The sequence below is a fragment of the Streptomyces sp. NPDC093149 genome, from assembly GCF_044754145.1.
GTDB lineage: Bacteria > Actinomycetota > Actinomycetes > Streptomycetales > Streptomycetaceae > Streptomyces.
Genome location: NZ_JBIVON010000002.1, coordinates 718,620 through 736,107 on the forward strand (window position 1 = coordinate 718,620; position 17,488 = coordinate 736,107).

Below are 17,488 nucleotides of genomic sequence, written 5' to 3' on the forward strand. Positions count from 1 at the left end.
GCGTCCGCATACTGGATGTATGTGGACGTTCCGACAACGCGGCGAGGTGCCGTAGCTGTCGTCGCGTGCCCGCCGGGGGTTACGGGACAGCCCTTAGGCCAGCCCCAGCGCGTACACCGCGAACCCCGTCGCCAGCAGACCCGCCACCGCCCGGCGGGCGTTCGCCGCGCGCGTACCGGTCTGCCACGGGGCCTCGAACCGGCGCGCATACCGGGCGATCAGCACCAGCAGCCCCGCGAACAACGGCATCCACGCCATCCTGGCCAGGATCCAGCCGACCGTGTCGGGTCCGGTCGTCAGCCCCGGCACCGCACCGGCGAACGACGCCGGGACCGCCGCGGCCAGCATCGCCGTCTGGTGCCAGCACAGGATCGTCATCGCGGACAGATTGATGACGACGACCGGCGCCCACAGCAGCGGCTTGCGCAGCAGCCGGCCGATCCGGTCCCGCAGCAGGATCGCCGCACCGCTCTGCGCGGCGGCCAGCGCCAGGACGAGCAGCGACGGCGGGTGCGAGTTCGTCCGCGCCTCGCCCGGTACGCCGACCATCGACGCCGGGTAGTGGAAGGCGAGCAGCAGCGCGGCGAACAACACCGTCCCGCCGATCAGCAACAGCCGGGCGCCCCGACGGCCGATCCGGCCCTCGCCCCAGGAGACGCCGAGCTGGTACGCGAAGAGCCAGCCCGGAAGGATGTTCAGCACGCTCAGCCAGGACGGCATGGCGTCGGCGAACGGCCCGTACCGCAGGAAGTCGACGACGGCGACCGAGCCCAGCAGCGGCACGGCGGCCCAGCCGCCCGATTTCCGTGCGGCCTTGACGCAGTACGGGGTGAGCGCCGTGACCACCGTGTACACCCCGACGAACCACAACGGCTGGATCACCAGCGTCGACCCGGTCCGCAGGGTGTCTCCGGGCACGCCGAGCGTGCTCAGCACCGGGATCATCGCCGCCCAGACGGCGGTCACCCCGAGCACCGGCCTGCCCAGGCGGGCGACGCGCCCGCGCAGCCAGGCCCCGGTGGTGGACTTCCTCCGGTGGTACGAGAGCACGGAGGCGTACCCGCCGACCAGGAAGAAGATGCCCAGCATCTGAAGCACCCAGCTCACCGGGGCGAGGCCGCCGAACGTGGAGAGCGGGCTGGCGTTGTGCAGCGCGCCGTCGCCGTCGAGGCGGAAGCCGCCGAGCAGCCAGTGGCCGGTCGGGACGGCGAGCAGGGCGAGGGCGCGCAGGCCGTCGACGGCGCGGTCGCGATGGGCGGGGGTACGGGCGTCGATGCGCTCGGCGAGCGTGGTGAGGCTCATCGGGCCTCCCCCTCCGTGATCGAGGCGAAGGCGCGGAGCGAGTCCGTGCCGGGGGCGAAGTAGCCGGTGTGCCCGTGGGCGTCATGGGTCGGCACACGGCGTGCGCCGAACTCCGGGCCGGTCGGATCGGGGCCGTGTCCCAGGCCCGCCACCTCGACGTTCGGCACGTCGTCGATCCAGTCCGTGGCGTCCTTGGCCGCCCAGACCCGGGCGGTGGTGTGCAGATCCCCGACGTCGTCGGCGCGCATCCCGGGCGAGCCGAGGACGACCAGGTCCGTGGCGCGCAGCCGGGACGCGGCGAGTCCGCACACGACGGAGCCGTAGCTGTGGCAGAACACGGCGGGCGCGGGCACGCCGTCGGCGGCCAGCCCGTCCGTGAACCGGGTCAGCCGGTCGGCGCCCGCCTCGGCGAGCGAGCCCGTCGCGGCATCGATGCCGATGCCGACGGGAGTGGTGTAGCCGGCCCAGGCGACGACCGCGCTGCCGCGTCCGGTCTCCGCGTACAGGGACTTCGCCATGCCCGCCGGAGTGCCGTACACATCGTTCGTACGGTCGAAGGTCCCGGCGTCGATGTCCGAACCCGGCACCACGACCGCCACATGGCGCGCGGTGCTCAAGTCCCCGAAGACCTCGGCCACCTGGCCGCGTCCGCGCGGGTCGAAGGCGAGGATCTGGCGGTGTCCCGATCCGGTGAGATGGGTGTATCGGGGGTCGTGACCGGCCCGCAGGGAACGGGCGTTGGCCCGGTAGCGCAGTGCGACGGGCACGCCGTCCAGATTTCCGACGACGAGCGGATGCCGTACGACCAGGGTCTTCTGCTGTGCTGCCGTCAACCCCCGGAAGAATCGGCTCACTTCGGCGGGGGTGGTCCGCTCCGGGTCCGGCAGCTCGCGCCCCAGCACCTGATCCGCGCGCCAGGCCGCGGTCCCGGGCGGTGGCCCGGTCAGGGCGTGCTGCGCGTTCCCGGACGCCCAGCCGGCCGTCCCGACCACCATGGTGGTCGCCAGCGCGACCGCGACCAGAGTCCTTGCGTAACGGCGCATCCCGCCCTCCCTCTCCGGCTGACCCGGCTCCCGCACGCCGTTCGGCGCGACGGAGAGGAAGGTAGGAAGGCGGTGGGTGCGGGGGCATCGCACCAGGGAGCCAAGTGCGAGGTGCTACCGGGGTAGGGGGTGTACTGGGGGCCTGCCGCAGGCGCGGGCGGGGGAAGACCCCCCTACTGCTCCCCGGGTACCACCACGCCCGCCTCGTAGGCGAAGATCACCGCCTGCGCGCGATCCCGCAGATCCAGCTTCGTCAGCACCCGCCCGATGTGGGTCTTCACCGTCTGCTCGGCCAGCACCAGCCGCCCGGCGATCTCCTGGTTGGACAGGCCCCGCGCGATCAGCTCCAGCACCTCCCGCTCGCGCGGAGTCAGCGCGTTCAGCCGCAGTGCCTGCCCGCTCCGGGCCGCCCCGGACGGGCCCTGCCGGGCGAAGTCGGCGATCAGCCGCCGGGTCACGGACGGCGCCAGCAGCGCCTCGCCCGCCGCGACCACCCGTACCGCCGAGATCAGGTCCGCGGGCGGCGCGTCCTTCAGCAGGAAGCCGGACGCCCCGGCGCGCAGCGCCTCGTACACGTAGTCGTCCACGTCGAACGTGGTGAGCATCAGCACCTTGGGCAGGTGCACCACGCCCGCGGGTGGGTTCAGCAGCTCGCGGGCCGCCGCCAGGCCGTCCATCTCGGGCATCCGGACATCCATCAGGACCACGTCCGGGTGGACCCGCCGGCTGACGTCGATGCCCTGGCGCCCGTCCGGCGCCTCACCGACCACGTCGATGTCGCTCTGTGCCGCGAGCAGTGCCGCGAAACCCGCCCGCACCATGGCCTGGTCGTCGACGATGATCACGCGGATGGTCAAGAGTCCTCCGAGGTCGGGGGCGGAACCGGGGCGAGCGGCAGCCGCGCAGCCACCCGGAAGCCGCCGTCGGGCAGCGGTCCGGTGTCCAGCGTGCCGCCCGTCAACCGTACGCGTTCCCGCATACCGACCAGACCGTGCCCGGTCCCGGTCGTCTCCAGCGGCGAACCGGGCTTCTCCGCCCGGTCGTTGACCACCAGCACGGTCAGATGCGCGCCGTCGGACGTGACCGACACCCGGGTCCGCGCACCGGGCGCGTGCCGGACCACGTTCGCCAGGGCCTCCTGCACGATCCGGTACGCCGACAGATCCACCGCCTGCGGTACGTCCGACACATCGGCGGCCAGCGACAGTTCGGCCGGCAGCCCCGCCCGCACGGTCGCCTCCACCAGCTGCTGCAGCCGGTCGAGCCCCGGCTGCGGCGCCCGCTCGCCCTCCGTGCCCTCGCTGCGCAGCACCGTCAGCAGCCGTCGCATCTCCGTGAGCGATTCCCGCGCGCTCGCCGCGATCGCACCGAACTCCTCGACCGCCTCCCCGGGCAGCCCGCTGATCCGGTAGGGCGCGGAATCGGCCTGGACCGTGATGACGGACATGTGGTGCGCGACCACGTCGTGCAGCTCACGGGCGATCCTGGTGCGCTCCTCCAGCAGCGTCCGCTGCGCCCGCTCGGCCTCGCTGATGGTCTCCTGCTCGGCCAGCCGGCGCTGGGCGTCGCCCCGTTCCCGCAGCGCCGCGCCGATCACCAGGACCACCGCGCCGAGGATCACGAGCAACAGCGCGCTGCCGTTGCTGCGCGCCGGCGAGATCAGGTGCAGGACCAGGCTCGCCGCGCCCGTCGCCACCCAGACCGCGACCAGGGTCCGCCGGGTCTCGCGCAGGGCCAGCGCGAGCAGCAGGAAGAGGTAGCCGATCAGGGTGGGCGGGGGCCACGGCCAGATGTGGAACGTGCCGACCGGATGCCCGAGCAACGCGACCGCACCCAGGATGTCGGCGGGGAAGACGATCCACCAGGCCTGCAGCGGCCGGTGCGCCAGCATCAGGAGCGGCGCCGCCTGCGCGACGGCCAGGGCGCCCGCCAGTCCTCCGTTCACGCCGTACCCATGGATCAGGACATTGATCGTGACCGGGACGAAGATCGCGAAGAGGGCGAGGACGACGACGTACGGCAGCAGTCGCTGCCACCGCCTCGGCGCGTTCGCCAGGAGGGGGGTCGCGGGATGGGACGGGTGGGACAGCCCGTGGGCGAGCTCGCGCAGATTGCGCCGGGCGGCGCTCAGCAGGCCGTCGACGGGCGGCGGGGGCGTCCGGGGCGGCGTGGACGGCATGGGCGGCGGGGAAGTGGACATGGCCCGATCAGCGTAGGCGCGGCGCGGCCCGGCGGGCGTCATACCGGGGTCCCGGTCCACCGCCGCGCTTCTCGTACGGGAGTACTACCGGCGGGCCGGAGCCCGGTCGTCACGGCACTAGAGCTCGGCGAGCAGCTGGGCCTTCTTCGCGCTGAACTCGTCGTCCGTCACCAGCCCCGCCCGGTGCAGTTCCCCGAGGTGCCGGATCCGCTCCGCGATGTCCGCGGGATCGCGCCGTCCCGCGCCCGCCAGGACGGCGGCCTGCGCGGCGGGCGCCGGCTGCTTCCTGCGTACGGACTCCAGTACGGCCGCGGCGAACGGCAGCGACTCGTGCACCGGGCCGTAGCCGAGGCCGAAGATCACCGCCGCCGGGTCCTGGTCGGCCCGGGTGGGGTGGGGAGCCGTCGGCTGCGCGCTGCTCACCGTTCCCGTGCCGAGCCCCGCGCCCGTCTCCGCGCCCGCGGTCATGCCGGGGCCGGCGGTCGTGGCGAGGCCGCCGCCCGGCCCCGGAGCCGCACCCTCCAGACCTCTCGGAACCAGCCGCAGATAGCCGTCGAAGGCCTCCGGCGAGCGCCACTCGACGCCGCTCAGCTCCGTCACCGCGAACGTCTGGTCACCGGCCTTCCACTTCGCCGTGGAGGCGCCCGTCCAGAACCAGCGGAACGAGATCCGGTCCCCGTCGAAGCTGGCCCGGCCGTCGTACGCCTTGAACTGCATCGGCGCCTCGGGGGCCGCGACCAGGAACCGCTCGGCGGGCTCCGCGGCGTCGGGAGGGAGCAGGGCGCGCAGTTCGTCCGCGTAGTACTCGGCGAGCGTCTCGCGCTCGGCGGGCAGCACCAGTCGGTACGGATCGCAGCCGTCCTTGAGCTGTCCGGCCGCGGCCTCCAGCAACGGGTCGGCACCGGGTCTCGGCACCGCGTGCAGCACCACCGTGCCCCGCTTGCCCGGGGTCAGCGTCACCGACGACAGCGCCACGTGCGGGACGCGGCGTTCACGCAGGCTCTGGAAGAGCTTCGGTGTGCGTATACCCCGTTCGAAGCGGATGAGCACGGAGTCGGTGTCGAACTCCCAGGTGGCATGAATTCCGGCCAGCACATCACCCATGTGCCTCATCGTATGCGGCACTTGCCCGCACGTCCCCCTTCGGCGTAGACCGCAATTTCCGGTCGGCTGCGGCGGCTGAGCCCTCAGATCTTCAGGACGGGCTCCTGGCTGCCGGTGATTTGTTCGTGGCAGGTGCTGTCGGAGCTCGCACAGCTCACCGAGTCGTAGGCCCCCACGCCGATGGCGGCGAAGTTGCTGAGGCTCCCGGTGCCCGGCTCGAAATAGCCGCTGTGCCCGACCGCGTCGCCCGCCGAGACGACGCGCGCGCCGAAGCCCGGGTCGACCGGGTCGGCTCCGTGACCGAGCCCGCCGAGCTCCAGGTTCGGAACATCCTCGATCCAGTCGCCGTGGTCCCGCGTCGCCCACACCCTGGCTCGGGTGCGCAGCTGCCCGGCGTTCTCCACGCGCATGCCGGGGCTGCCCGCGACCGCGATGTCGGTGACCCTGGACGGCAGTTCATGCGCGGCGACACCGCACAGCACCGAGCCGTAGCTGTGGCAGAACAGGGAGACCGGCGCGGTGCCGGGCAACGCGCCCACCAGGGCGTTCAGCCGGACCGCCCCGCGCTCGGCGAGATTCCCCAGGGCCGCGTCCACACCGATCCCGGCGGGCGTGGTGTAGTCGGCCCACGCGATGACGGCGGTCCGGGTGCCGGGGCGCGCCGCGCGCTCCGCCGCGTACAGCGACTTCGCCATGCCGACGGGGGCGGCGTTCACCTTGGGCGCGGACCGCTCCAGCGTCAGCAGATTGGTGTCGACGCCGGGGACGATCACGGAGATTCGCTGGGCCCGGTCGAGATCGCCGAACACCTCCGCGGCGCGGCCCTTTCCGGACGGGTCGAACGCGAGGATGTGCCGGCCGCGGTCGAGCATGGAGTCGAAGCGGTCCATCCGGCGGAGCGCCTCGGCGCGGCCGTCCGGGGAGAGCCTGGAGTCGTGCATGCGCTTCCGCTCGACCGTCCGTGCCGCCACCAGGGCCCGCTGGTTGGCGTGATAGCGCAGGGTGACCGGGGCACCGTTCAGATTGCCGACGACCAAGGGGTACTTGTCGGCCAGGGCGGTGCGCTGCGCGGCCGTCAGCGAGGCGAAGAACTGTGCCAGGCGGTACGGCGGCGCGTCGACGTCGGGCAGCGCGTGCCCGGCCACGTGGCCCCGTGCCCAGGCGGCGAGTGCGAGGGTGCGCGGCTCGTCGGTGCGCTGGTGACGCACGGCGGTCCAGCCCGTGGTCGCCAGCATCACGAACACGACCGCGACGGCGAGCAGCGCGCGCCATGCGGTGAGCGTGGGAGAGGAGTCGAAGGAAGTCACTCCGGCCCACATTAGGAGACGCGCGGCGGATGCCGTGAAGAGGGTGACGCACATCACCCGGCTGTCGGGAATTCAAGGTCGTTTGTTTCACGCTGTGTTGGTGCGGCACGCACACTCAGGCGCGCGGAGCGCCCTCGGAGCGTCGCATATGGCCGCCGGGGCACGGCTGTTGTGAAGTCGGTCATGTCATGACACTGAGGCGTACAGCACATCGGACGGAGCTTCCATGGCGTCACCCGGGCCCGGCGCCGGATCCCGCCCGCCAGTTCCCGGCCAGCGCCGGTACGAGTTGGTCCAGGTACACCTCGGTCAGCGCGCGCAGCGAGTCCACGCTGGCGTCGTGCCCCTGCCCCCAGAGCTGTCCGGTCACCCGCATCACCCCGCTGAACGCGGCCACGGCGACCCTCGGCCGGGGGTCCGTCTCCACGTCGAGCCCCTCGCGCTCGGCGATCAGCAGGGCGACCTGGTTCTCCAGATCGATGCTGCGCCGCAGGTGGGTGGCGAGCAGCGACGGCGTCGACTCGATCATTTGGTACGTACGCATGTGAAGTTCGACCGTGACGATCGCCTCGATCGCCTCGGCGATGCTGCTCCAGGCGCAGAGCGCCGCGCGGCGCATCGCCTCGAACGGGGCCTCCGCGGCGGGGCGCCGGCGCAGCTCCGAGAGGAAGCGCGACTCCACCATCTCCTGGAGGGCGAAGGCGACCTCCTCCTTGCTGGCGAAGTAGCGGAAGAAGGTGCGCTGGGAGACCTCGACCGCGTCGACGATCTGGTCGACGGTGGTCTCCTCGTACCCCTGGGTGATGAAAAGATCGAGGGCGGCGTGCAGCAGGGCGTCCCGGGTGTGTCGTTTCTTCCGTTCACGCAGCCCGGTCGGCCGTACGCACCGTCCGGTCGGATGCGCGGCCCGCTGCCCATCGGTCACTGAAGTGGTCCTCCTTCTCCCGCTTTTCCCAGCTCAGCGTATCTGTGAGCTACGTGACAGTTACTGACTTGTGAAATGGTTTGTCAACTGTCAGAGGCTGACACTAATCTCCCGGGCATGACTAGTCAGACCACCGTCGAGAAGGCGTCGCGGGAGCCGCAGAACAGCGCCGTGCCCGCACCTGCCAAGGGGCTGCGCGGCCACCCTTGGCTGACGCTCTTCTCCGTGGCCATCGGCGTGATGATGGTCGCGCTCGACGGCACGATCGTCGCGATCGCCAACCCCGCCATCCAGAAGGACCTGGGGGCATCGCTCGCCGATGTCCAGTGGATCACCAACGGCTACATGCTCGCCCTCGCGGTCTCCCTGATCACCGCGGGCAAGCTCGGTGACCGGTTCGGCCACCGTCAGACCTTCCTCATCGGTGTCGTGGGCTTCGCGGCGGCGTCGGGGGCCATCGGCCTCTCCCACAGCGTCGCGCTGGTGATCGTGTTCCGGGTGCTCCAGGGCCTCTTCGGTGCCCTGCTGATGCCCGCCGCGCTCGGCCTGCTGCGCGCCACCTTCCCGGCCGAGAAGCTGAACATGGCGATCGGCATCTGGGGCATGGTGATCGGTGCCTCGACCGCGGGCGGACCGATCCTCGGCGGGGTGCTCGTCGAGCACGTCAGCTGGCAGTCCGTCTTCTTCATCAATGTGCCGGTCGGTGTGATCGCCCTCCTGCTGGGCCTGGTGATCCTCAAGGACCACCGCGCCGAGAACGCGCCGCGCTCCTTCGACATCGGCGGCATCGTGCTGTTGTCGCAGGCGATGTTCTGCCTGATCTGGGCCCTCATCAAGGGCTCGGAGTGGGGCTGGGGCGACTACCGGACGGTCGGCTTCCTGGGCGGCGCAGTGGTCCTGTTCGTGGTCTTCGCCCTCTCCCAGAAGAACGTCAGGGAGCCGCTGATCCCGCTGGCGATGTTCCGGTCCGTGCCGCTTTCGGCGGGTGTGGTCCTGATGGTCCTGATGGCCTTCGCCTTCATGGGCGGGCTGTTCTTCGTCACCTTCTACCTCCAGAACGTGCACGGTCTGAGCCCGGTCGACAGCGGTCTGCACCTGCTGCCGCTGACCGGGATGATGATCGTCGCCTCGCCGCTCGCCGGCGCCATGATCACCAAGTTCGGCCCGCGGGTCCCGCTGGTCGGCGGCATGGTGTGCACGGCGGTCGCCATGTTCGGCATGTCCCAGCTGGACACCGGCACCGGCACCCTGACCATGTCGATCTGGTTCGGTCTGCTCGGTCTCGGCCTCGCCCCGGTGATGGTCGGCGCCACCGAGGTCATCGTCGGCAACGCCCCGATGGAGCTCTCCGGCGTCGCGGGCGGCCTGCAGCAGGCCGCCATGCAGGTCGGCGGCAGCCTCGGTACGGCGGTGCTGGGCGCGGTCATGGCCTCGCAGGTCAGCTCGAAGCTGCCCGACAACTGGAAGGCCGCGGAGCTTCCGCCGCTCAGCCCGCAGCAGTTGGACCAGGCGTCCTCGGCCGTCGAGGTCGGCATCCCGCCGGTGGGCGGGAACGTGCCGCCGGAGGTCGCGGGGAAGATCGCGGGCGTCGCCCACGACACGTTCGTGTCAGGCATGAGCACGGCGTTCATGGTCGCGGGCATTGTCGCGGTGGTCGCCGCACTGGTCGCCACGCTCACCAAGCGCGGTGCGAATGCCGGGGCGGGCGCGGGCGCCGGTCACATCTGATCGCCCGTCACGACGCCGCCAGGGCGTCAACACAGCGCGTACGACAGCCCCGCCGGACCGTTCCGGCGGGGCTGTCGCCTATCCGGGTGGTGTGGTCCGCGGCCCCTTCCCCGGACGCTGCCCCGCAGGTCAGGGTGCGAGCAACTGATTCGCATCACCACGGGGGTCGATTTTCATGCGCATGACCGTTCTTGCCGCCGCCCTGGCCGCAACCGCCCTGATCCCGCAGACCGCGGCCCACTCCGCGATGCCGCGGGCCACCGCCCACTCCGCGATGCCGCGGGCCGTGACCTACTCGGCGCCCGCCCGCCCCGGTGCCTGCGGAAGCGGGGAGCTCTGCCTCTGGGCGAAGCCGGACTTCACCGGAGCCCGGCAGATCCATGAGCTGTCCACGGTCGACATCGACAGCTGCGTCCCGCTGCCGAAGGGCGGCAAGGCCCAGGCGCTCGTCAACCGCACCGGCCGGCCGGTCACCACGTACCAGTCGGCGGAGTGCGCCGAGACCGGTGAGTTCGAGACCTACCCGGGCGGTGGCACCTGGGTGCCCCGGTCCCCGTACCAGATCAGGGCCTTCAAGGTCTGGGAGAACTGACGCCGGACACGCCGAAGGGCGGCGGAACAAGGGTTCCGCCGCCCTTCGGCCATGATCCGCCGTGCTTACGCGTCGCCGCCGGCCGCGCCCGGGTCGGCCGCGGTCACATCCAGCAGCTCGTACCGGTCGATCGCCTGCTTCAGCAGCGAACGGTCGATCCGGTTCTCCTTCGCGAGCTCGGTGAGCACCGCGAGGACGATCGACTGCGCGTCGATGTGGAAGAACCGGCGGGCCGCGCCACGGGTGTCGGCGAAGCCGAAACCGTCCGCACCCAGCGACTGGTACGCACCGGGCACCCAGCGTGCGATCTGGTCCGGCACGGAACGCATCCAGTCCGAGACCGCCACGAACGGTCCCTCCGAGCCGGAGAGCTTCTGCGTGACGTACGGGACGCGCTGCTCCTCCTCCGGGTGCAGCAGGTTGTACCGCTCCACGTCCACGGCCTCGCGGCGCAGCTCGTTCCAGGAGGTCGCCGACCAGACGTCCGCCCGCACGTTCCACTCGTCGGCGAGGATCCGCTGCGCCTCGACCGCCCACGGGACGGCCACACCGGACGCCATGATCTGGGCCGGGATCTCGCCCCGCTCGGCGGCCTTGTAGCGGTACACGCCCTTGAGGATGCCTTCGACATCCACGTTCTCGGGCTCGGCCGGGTGCTGGATCGGCTCGTTGTAGACGGTGAGGTAGTAGAAGACGTCCTCGTTCTCCTCGGGGGTCCCGCCGTACATCCGACGCAGACCGTCCTTGACGATGTGCGCGATCTCATAGCTGAACGCCGGGTCGTACGCGACGCAGCCCGGGTTGGTCGAGGCGAGCAGCTGCGAGTGGCCGTCCGCGTGCTGGAGACCCTCACCGGTCAGCGTCGTACGACCGGCGGTCGCACCCAGCACGAAGCCGCGCGCGAGCTGGTCGGCCATCTGCCAGAACTGGTCGCCGGTGCGCTGGAAACCGAACATCGAGTAGAAGACGTACACCGGGATCAGCGGCTCGCCGTGCGTGGCGTACGCGGAACCGGCGGCGATCAGCGAGGCCGTGCAGCCGGCCTCGGAGATGCCGTCGTGCAGCATCTGACCGGTCGGCGACTCCTTGTACGCGAGCAGCAGATCGCGGTCGACCGCCTCGTACTGCTGGCCGAGCGGGTTGTAGATCTTCGCGCTCGGGAAGAACGCGTCCATGCCGAAGGTGCGGTACTCGTCGGGTGCGATCAGTACGAAACGCTTGCCGATCTCCTTGTCCCGCATGAGGTCCTTCAGGATGCGGACGAACGCCATGGTGGTGGCGATCGACTGCTGCCCCGAACCCTTCTTCGCGGTCGCGTAGGTCTTGTCCTCGGGGAGAACCAGCGGCTTCGCGCGCACCACACGGGTCGGGACGTAACCGCCCAGGCCCTTGCGGCGGTCGTGCATGTACTGGATCTCCTCCGAGTCACGGCCCGGGTGGTAGTAGGGCGGGTAGCCCTCGTCCAGCTGCTTGTCCGTGATCGGGATGTGCAGCCGGTCGCGGAACCGCTTGAGGTCCTCGACCGTGAGCTTCTTCATCTGGTGGGTCGCGTTGCGGCCCTCGAAGTTCGGCCCCAGCGTCCAGCCCTTGACGGTCTGCGCCAGGATCACCGTCGGCTGGCCCTTGTGGGCCTTGGCCGCCGCGTAGGCCGCGTAGACCTTCCTGTGGTCGTGACCGCCGCGGCCGAGGTGCAGGATCTGGTCGTCGGTCATGTCCTTGACCATGTCGCGCAGCCGCGGGTCGTCCCCGAAGAAGTGCTGACGGATGTACGCGCCGGACTCGGTGGCGTACGTCTGGAACTGGCCGTCCGGCGTGGTGTTCAGCTTGTTGACCAGGATGCCCGTGCGGTCCTGCGCGAGCAGCGGGTCCCAGGAGCGGTCCCAGACCAGCTTGATGACGTTCCATCCGGCACCCCGGAACTGCGACTCCAGCTCCTGGATGATCTTGCCGTTGCCGCGCACTGGGCCGTCGAGGCGCTGCAGGTTGCAGTTGACCACGAAGGTCAGGTTGTCCAGGCCCTCACGGGCGGCGATGGAGAGCTGGCCGAGCGACTCGGGCTCGTCCATCTCGCCGTCGCCCAGGTAGGCCCAGACATGGGACGCGGAGGTGTCGGCGATGCCGCGCGCCTCCATGTAGCGGTTCATCCGGGCCTGGTAGATCGCGCCGAGCGGGCCGAGGCCCATCGAGACCGTCGGGAACTCCCAGAAGTCCGGCATCAGCCGCGGGTGCGGGTAGCTGGACAGACCGTTCGGCGCCTTCGACTTCTCCTGGCGGAAGGCGTCGAGCTGCGCCTCGCTCAGCCGGTCGAGCAGGAAGGCGCGGGCGTAGATGCCCGGGGACGCGTGCCCCTGGAAGAAGATCTGGTCGCCGCCCAGACCGTCGTCCTTGCCCCGGAAGAAGTGGTTGAAGCCCACGTCGTACAGCGAGGCCGAGGAGGCGAAGGTGGCGATGTGACCGCCGACACCGATCCCCGGACGCTGGGCGCGCGACACCATCACGGCCGCGTTCCAGCGGGTCGCGTTGAGGATCTTGCGCTCGATCTCCTCGTCGCCGGGGAAGAACGGCTCGTCCTTCGTGGCGATCGTGTTCACGTAGTCCGTGCTGCGCATCTCCGGCACGGCGACGCGCTTCTCGCGCGCACGCTCGATCAGCCGGAGCATCAGGTAACGGGCCCGCTCACGGCCTCGCTCGTCGACCGCGGCGTCGAGCGAGTCGAGCCATTCCTGGGTCTCTTCGGGATCGAAGTCCGGGACCTGGCTCGGCAGGCCGCCAATGATGATCGGGTTGCGATCGGATCCGGAAGCCACGCTGTTCCTTCGCTGTTCGGTGCTGCTCTACAGGGCCTGGCCACGGGAGGACATGCCCCCGAGGTGTATGCATGTACGCCATCACCATCGTGTACCGCGAGGGCGTAAACGTCATCTCTACCGAGGGGTAACCGCCGTGTTGCGAGACATCACGTCCGGAGCGCGGGGATGGGCTGGTCCAAACCGCAACCATACGCCCAACCCGTCCAAGCGTTCCCAAAGGATGTTCGACTCCGAATGGCGGACCGAAACGGCATAAGCTGTGGAAGGACGTAAAGGGTGTGGACGGTGGCGCGGCCCCCGCAGGGGACCTGCCGACAGGGCGGCGACGTGGCAGGGAACGTCACCGTTTAGGCGGTCTCGGACGCTGGGTACTTGCGCGATCCGCCGCTCCCGTGTGGACTACGGCCAACGCCCCGCGCACGCGCGTGGCTGAAGCATTTTCCGAAACATGATCAGGAGGCAACCCGTGAGCGCGACCGCGGACCACGCGGAGGAGCGGACCAACCCGGCAGCACGCCTGGGGTTCGAGCCCGGACAGGTGGTCCAGGAGATCGGCTACGACGACGACGTCGAGCAGGAGCTCCGTGAGGGCATTGAGGCCACTATCGGCCAGGAACTCGTCGACGAGGACTACGACGACGTCGCAGACGTCGTCCTGCTGTGGTTCCGCGACGAGGACGGCGACCTTACGGACGCGCTGGTGGATGCCATTGGTCTGATCGAGGACGGCGGCGCGGTCTGGCTGATGACGCCGAAGACCGGCCGTGACGGATACGTCGAACCGAGCGACATCAACGAGTCTGCGCAGACCGCCGGTCTCTCCCAGACCAAGAGCATCAATGCGGGCAAGGACTGGACGGGCAGCCGTCTGGTCACACCGAAGGCGGCCCGGGCCAAGCGCTGAACGGCTTTCGCCACGCACCCGCCCCGAAGGCCCCCGACGGCATGAGCACGTGCTGCCGGGGGCCTTCCGCGTGAGCGGAGTCCTGCCGCGTGGTACGGCCGGCGGGGCCCGCCCGTGCACGCCGCGCCGGCCCACGCGGGGCGAGGCCCCGCGTCCGTGCGGGCCTGGCGGAGGCGCAGGACGCCCCGTGCGGGTGCTGCGCGGCCCGCTGCGGGCCCTGCGTAGGGTGGGAGCCACCCGGACAGCCCAGCCCGGTGAACGTAGCGAAGGGACGCGTCTCATGGCGATCGAGGTCGGTACCAAGGCCCCGGACTTCGAGCTGAAGGACAACCACGGCCGGACCGTGAAGCTCTCCGACTTCCGCGGCGAGAAGAATGTCGTGCTGCTGTTCTACCCGTTCGCCTTCACCGGCGTGTGCACGGGTGAGCTCTGCGCGCTGCGGGACGAGCTGCCGAAGTTCGAGAACGACGACACGCAGCTGCTCGCCGTCTCCAACGACTCCATCCACACCCTGCGTGTCTTCGCCGAGCAGGAAGGTCTCGAGTACCCGCTGGTCTCGGACTTCTGGCCGCACGGCGAGACCTCGCGGGCGTACGGCGTCTTCGACGAGGAGAAGGGCTGCGCGGTGCGCGGCACCTTCATCATCGACAAGGAGGGCGTGGTGCGCTGGACCGTCGTCAACGGCCTGCCCGACGCGCGGGACCTCAACGACTACGTCAAGGCGCTCGACGCGCTCTGACCGCGAGCGGCGGATCTGCGGGCGTCCTGAACAAAAGCCTGCTTTGGCCGGGAACCGGTCACTAGGATCCACTCGTTGATTCGGATGCCAACGCAACGTGGAGGCGCCGGCGCCCGCCGGCCCCCAAGGAAACCAATGGGAGGACTCGTGGGAGTCAGCCTCAGCAAGGGCGGCAACGTCTCGCTGACCAAGGCCGCGCCCAACCTGACCGCGGTCACCGTCGGTCTGGGCTGGGACGCCCGCACCACCACTGGTGGTGACTTCGACCTCGACGCCAGCGCCCTGCTGACGAACGCGGAGGGCAAGGTCGGCAACGACGGCAACTTCGTCTTCTTCAACAACCTCAAGAGCCCCGACGGCTCCGTCGAGCACACCGGTGACAACCTCACCGGTGAGGGCGAGGGCGACGACGAGGTCATCAAGGTGAACCTGTCCGGCGTTCCCGCCGACGTCGACAAGATCGTCTTCCCGGTCTCGATCTACGAGGCCGAGACCCGCCAGCAGAGCTTCGGCCAGGTGCGCAACGCGTACATCCGCGTCGTCAACCAGGCCGACAACAGCGAGCTGGCGCGCTACGACCTGAGCGAGGACGCCTCGACGGAGACCGCCATGGTCTTCGGCGAGCTGTACCGCAACGGGGCGGAGTGGAAGTTCCGCGCCATCGGCCAGGGTTACGCCTCGGGGCTGCGCGGCATCGCGCAGGACTTCGGCGTCAACGTCTGAGAGTCTGTCGGGTGACCTTCGATCGGAGAGCGGACGCGGCGTGGCGGGTGCGATTCCAAGGCGCCGGGATGGCCTCGTAGCGGAGCTACGAGGGCATTTCGGCAACGCCGGAAGTGTGCGTGCCACGCCGTGGCTGCCCGATCAGAGGTCGCCCGACAGGCTCTGAGAAAGCGCGACCGGGCCGAGCCGTCGAGGGGCGGCCCGGGTCACGCATTCCGTCCGGCGCCGCACCTCGTGCGGCGCCGGACGCGCTCAACAGCCGGCTCACCGGCTCACCGGCTCAACAGACGGTTCATCGACTCGGGGAGGACACACCATGGGCGTCACACTCGCCAAGGGAGGCAACGTCTCCCTCTCCAAGGCTGCACCCAACCTCACCCAGGTGCTGGTCGGGCTCGGCTGGGACGCACGATCCACCACGGGCGCCGACTTCGACCTCGACGCCAGCGCGCTGCTGTGCCGGTCGGGCCGGGTGCTCGGCGACGACTGGTTCGTGTTCTACAACAACCTCACGAGCCCCGACGGCTCCGTGGAGCACACCGGTGACAACCTCACGGGTGAGGGCGAGGGCGACGACGAGTCGGTCATCGTGAACCTCACGCAGGTGCCCGCGCACTGCGACAAGATCATTTTTCCGGTCTCGATCCATGACGCGGACAACCGGGGGCAGACCTTCGGCCAGGTCGGCAATGCGTTCATCCGCGTGGTGAACCAGGCGGACGGCCAGGAACTCGCGCGTTACGACCTCACCGAGGACGCGTCGACGGAAACCGCGATGATCTTCGGCGAGCTCTATCGGTACAACGGCGAGTGGAAGTTCCGTGCAGTGGGACAGGGGTACGCGTCGGGACTGCGCGGTATCGCTCTAGACTTTGGGGTCAACGTTTCGTAAAGCCGCGCACGGCGCGGGGGAGCCCCGCACACACCCGGGGGAGACCCGTTACACACACGATGGGGTAGCCAGTGCTTCTGAAAACCTTCGGCTGGTCGTTCGCGATTACCGCGCTCGGCCTGGTCGCAGCGGTGATCTACGGCGGGTGGGAAGCCTTCGGCGTAGTCGCGATCCTTTCCGTCCTCGAGATCTCGCTGTCCTTCGACAACGCGGTGGTCAACGCCGGAATCCTGAAGAAGATGAATGCCTTCTGGCAGAAGATCTTCCTCACGGTCGGCGTGCTCATCGCGGTCTTCGGCATGCGGCTGGTGTTCCCCGTCGTGATCGTGGCCATCACCGCCAAGATGGGCCCGATCGAAGCAATTGATCTTTCGTTCAGTCAGCCCGATCGCTATCAGGAACTGGTCACGGACGCCCACCCGGCGATCGCCGCCTTCGGTGGCATGTTCCTTCTGATGATCTTCCTCGACTTCATCTTCGAGGAGCGTGACATCCAGTGGCTGCGCTGGATCGAGCGCCCGCTCGCCAAGCTCGGCAAGGTCGACATGCTGTCGGTCTGCATCGCGCTGATCGTGCTGCTGATCACGGCCCTGACCTTCGCGACGAACGCGCACCAGCACGGCGGCGGCCACGCGGACAAGGCGGAGACCGTCCTGCTCGCCGGAGTCGCGGGTCTGATCACGTACCTCATCGTCGGTGGGCTCTCCGGCTTCTTCGAGAACAAGCTGGAGGAAGAGGAGGAGCGGGAGGCCGAGGCCGAGGAGGAGGCCAGGAAGAGCGGCAAGAAGATCTCCGCGATCGCGCTTTCCGGCAAGGCCGCGTTCTTCATGTTCCTCTACCTGGAAGTGCTCGACGCCTCCTTCTCGTTCGACGGTGTCATCGGCGCCTTCGCCATCTCCAACGAGATCGTGCTGATGGCCCTCGGCCTCGGTATCGGTGCCATGTACGTCCGTTCGCTGACGGTCTACCTGGTCCGTCAGGGCACGCTCGACGACTACGTCTACCTGGAGCACGGCGCCCACTACGCCATCGGCGCGCTGGCCGTCATTCTCCTCGTCACCGTCCAGTACCAGATCAACGAGATCATCACCGGGCTTGTCGGCGTCGTGCTGATCGCCTGGTCCTTCTGGTCCTCGGTCCGGCGCAACAAGGCGCTGGAGGCCGCGGGCGACGACGCGGATTCCAGGGAAGAGGTTCCGTCCGGGGTGTGACCCGGCGG

Annotated in this window: 15 protein-coding genes; 7 read left to right on the forward strand and 8 right to left on the reverse strand. The window is 69.9% G+C overall.

What is annotated here, in order from left to right:
* Positions 1-93: 93 nt before the first annotated feature.
* The 7 genes from ACIQCZ_RS09735 to ACIQCZ_RS09765 form a co-directional block, all read right to left on the reverse strand.
* Positions 94-1,302 (reverse strand): acyltransferase, encoded by a 1,209-nt coding sequence (locus ACIQCZ_RS09735; RefSeq protein ID WP_402281056.1) that lies wholly within the window; start codon positions 1,300-1,302, stop codon positions 94-96.
* The gene (locus ACIQCZ_RS09740; protein ID WP_402281058.1) at positions 1,299-2,345 is read right to left on the reverse strand and encodes an alpha/beta hydrolase; all 1,047 of its coding nucleotides are present in this window, start codon (positions 2,343-2,345) and stop codon (positions 1,299-1,301) included. Before ACIQCZ_RS09740 ends, ACIQCZ_RS09735 begins: the two co-directional genes overlap by 4 nt.
* 173 nt (positions 2,346-2,518) lie before the next feature.
* On the reverse strand, positions 2,519-3,202 hold the full coding sequence (locus tag ACIQCZ_RS09745; protein ID WP_402281060.1) for a response regulator: 684 nt from the start codon (positions 3,200-3,202) through the stop codon (positions 2,519-2,521).
* Positions 3,199-4,545, reverse strand: coding sequence for a sensor histidine kinase (locus ACIQCZ_RS09750; RefSeq protein ID WP_402281061.1), 1,347 nt, complete (start codon positions 4,543-4,545; stop codon positions 3,199-3,201). Before ACIQCZ_RS09750 ends, ACIQCZ_RS09745 begins: the two co-directional genes overlap by 4 nt.
* A 117-nt stretch (positions 4,546-4,662) precedes the next feature.
* Positions 4,663-5,649 (reverse strand): DUF4429 domain-containing protein, encoded by a 987-nt coding sequence (locus tag ACIQCZ_RS09755; protein WP_402281062.1) that lies wholly within the window; start codon positions 5,647-5,649, stop codon positions 4,663-4,665.
* Positions 5,650-5,732: 83 nt separating this feature from the next.
* Positions 5,733-6,956, reverse strand: a complete 1,224-nt coding sequence (locus ACIQCZ_RS09760; protein WP_402281064.1) for an alpha/beta hydrolase — start codon at positions 6,954-6,956, stop codon at positions 5,733-5,735.
* 232 nt (positions 6,957-7,188) lie between these two features.
* Complete coding sequence (locus tag ACIQCZ_RS09765; RefSeq protein WP_402281066.1) at positions 7,189-7,881, reverse strand: TetR/AcrR family transcriptional regulator; 693 nt, start codon at positions 7,879-7,881, stop codon at positions 7,189-7,191.
* Positions 7,882-8,121: 240 nt separating this feature from the next.
* On the opposite strand from ACIQCZ_RS09765, the gene ACIQCZ_RS09770 reads away from it, so the two are divergent.
* The gene (locus ACIQCZ_RS09770) at positions 8,122-9,609 is read left to right on the forward strand and encodes an MFS transporter (RefSeq protein WP_402281271.1); all 1,488 of its coding nucleotides are present in this window, start codon (positions 8,122-8,124) and stop codon (positions 9,607-9,609) included.
* Between the two features lie 175 nt (positions 9,610-9,784).
* Positions 9,785-10,201, forward strand: a complete 417-nt coding sequence (locus ACIQCZ_RS09775) for a peptidase inhibitor family I36 protein (protein ID WP_402281068.1) — start codon at positions 9,785-9,787, stop codon at positions 10,199-10,201.
* A 65-nt stretch (positions 10,202-10,266) separates the two neighbouring features.
* Here ACIQCZ_RS09775 and aceE read toward each other — a convergent pair whose 3' ends face one another.
* The gene (gene aceE, locus ACIQCZ_RS09780) at positions 10,267-13,008 is read right to left on the reverse strand and encodes a pyruvate dehydrogenase (acetyl-transferring), homodimeric type (protein ID WP_402281070.1); all 2,742 of its coding nucleotides are present in this window, start codon (positions 13,006-13,008) and stop codon (positions 10,267-10,269) included.
* A 469-nt stretch (positions 13,009-13,477) separates the two neighbouring features.
* Here aceE and ACIQCZ_RS09785 point away from each other — a divergent pair, with 469 nt between their 5' ends.
* From ACIQCZ_RS09785 to ACIQCZ_RS09805, 5 genes are all read left to right on the forward strand, one after another.
* Positions 13,478-13,915 carry a DUF3052 domain-containing protein gene (locus ACIQCZ_RS09785; RefSeq protein ID WP_351075805.1) on the forward strand — a complete coding sequence of 146 codons (438 nt, stop codon included), beginning with the start codon at positions 13,478-13,480 and terminating at the stop codon, positions 13,913-13,915.
* Positions 13,916-14,195: 280 nt separating this feature from the next.
* Positions 14,196-14,654 (forward strand): peroxiredoxin, encoded by a 459-nt coding sequence (locus ACIQCZ_RS09790; RefSeq protein ID WP_072483486.1) that lies wholly within the window; start codon positions 14,196-14,198, stop codon positions 14,652-14,654.
* A 147-nt stretch (positions 14,655-14,801) separates the two neighbouring features.
* Complete coding sequence (locus tag ACIQCZ_RS09795) at positions 14,802-15,377, forward strand: TerD family protein (RefSeq protein WP_351075881.1); 576 nt, start codon at positions 14,802-14,804, stop codon at positions 15,375-15,377.
* A gap of 316 nt (positions 15,378-15,693) precedes the next feature.
* Positions 15,694-16,269 (forward strand): TerD family protein, encoded by a 576-nt coding sequence (locus ACIQCZ_RS09800; RefSeq protein WP_402281072.1) that lies wholly within the window; start codon positions 15,694-15,696, stop codon positions 16,267-16,269.
* Positions 16,270-16,340: 71 nt separating this feature from the next.
* Positions 16,341-17,480 (forward strand): DUF475 domain-containing protein, encoded by a 1,140-nt coding sequence (locus tag ACIQCZ_RS09805; protein ID WP_402281074.1) that lies wholly within the window; start codon positions 16,341-16,343, stop codon positions 17,478-17,480.
* Positions 17,481-17,488 lie beyond the last annotated feature (8 nt).

Coding starts and splice junctions, on each gene's coding strand:
- ACIQCZ_RS09740 (WP_402281058.1), bottom strand. CDS start 2,345: ATGCGCCGTTACGCAAGGACTCTGGTCGCGGTCGCGCTGGCGACCACC.
- ACIQCZ_RS09755 (WP_402281062.1), bottom strand. CDS start 5,649: ATGGGTGATGTGCTGGCCGGAATTCATGCCACCTGGGAGTTCGACACC.
- ACIQCZ_RS09735 (WP_402281056.1), bottom strand. CDS start 1,302: ATGAGCCTCACCACGCTCGCCGAGCGCATCGACGCCCGTACCCCCGCC.
- ACIQCZ_RS09790 (WP_072483486.1), top strand. CDS start 14,196: ATGGCGATCGAGGTCGGTACCAAGGCCCCGGACTTCGAGCTGAAGGAC.
- ACIQCZ_RS09775 (WP_402281068.1), top strand. CDS start 9,785: ATGCGCATGACCGTTCTTGCCGCCGCCCTGGCCGCAACCGCCCTGATC.
- ACIQCZ_RS09770 (WP_402281271.1), top strand. CDS start 8,122: ATGATGGTCGCGCTCGACGGCACGATCGTCGCGATCGCCAACCCCGCC.
- ACIQCZ_RS09750 (WP_402281061.1), bottom strand. CDS start 4,545: ATGTCCACTTCCCCGCCGCCCATGCCGTCCACGCCGCCCCGGACGCCC.
- ACIQCZ_RS09800 (WP_402281072.1), top strand. CDS start 15,694: ATGGGCGTCACACTCGCCAAGGGAGGCAACGTCTCCCTCTCCAAGGCT.